Raw genomic sequence first — 543 nt, forward strand, 5'->3', positions numbered from 1 at the left:
CCGACCACCCGCCCGGGTATCCGGAGAGCTGGTTGGTGACGCGCGGGCATCCCGATGACTCCACCCTCCACGAAGTGATCTACGACTCGGAGCCCGACGGCCCTCACGCCCGGCATGGCGGCAGCGTCCCCCGCCTGCTCGCCGCCATCGACGTGCGCCTGGATCAGCTCGGCCTGCCTCCCCGACCGAAATCCCAGCGACTCGCTCAGGAGAGCGCCGCCGACGCGGTTCTCCACCGTGCGGGCTTCGTCCCCGTCGTGCTGTTCCGCGAACGCTTCCACCGACTGCCCTCCGCCATGACCGACCTGGTCGAGCAGCGACAGATAGTGACCCGGGCCTTCGACATGCTGCAGGCCGAGGGCTTCGACGTCTCGTGCGACCCGGGCCTGCTCGACCCCAGCCGGCCGCCCCCTGTCGATCACGGGCTCAGCCTCGGCGACCGACTCGGCCACCTGACCCAATCCATCCAGTCGGCGGCACATACGAGCGAGGCCGTCGCCGCACTGAGCGAGCTGACCGCTCCCGGTGACGGCGTTCTCCAGC

At 70.5% G+C, this 543-nt stretch carries 1 pseudogene; it reads left to right on the plus strand.

The features are described 5' to 3' along the window. Positions 1 to 74: 74 nt before the first annotated feature. Positions 75 to 543, plus strand: a pseudogene (locus tag RB628_RS42880) (hypothetical protein); the annotation flags it as partial.

Origin of the sequence: Streptomyces sp. ADMS (assembly GCF_033441795.1) — a bacterium.
In the GTDB taxonomy this organism is placed as follows: domain Bacteria; phylum Actinomycetota; class Actinomycetes; order Streptomycetales; family Streptomycetaceae; genus Streptomyces.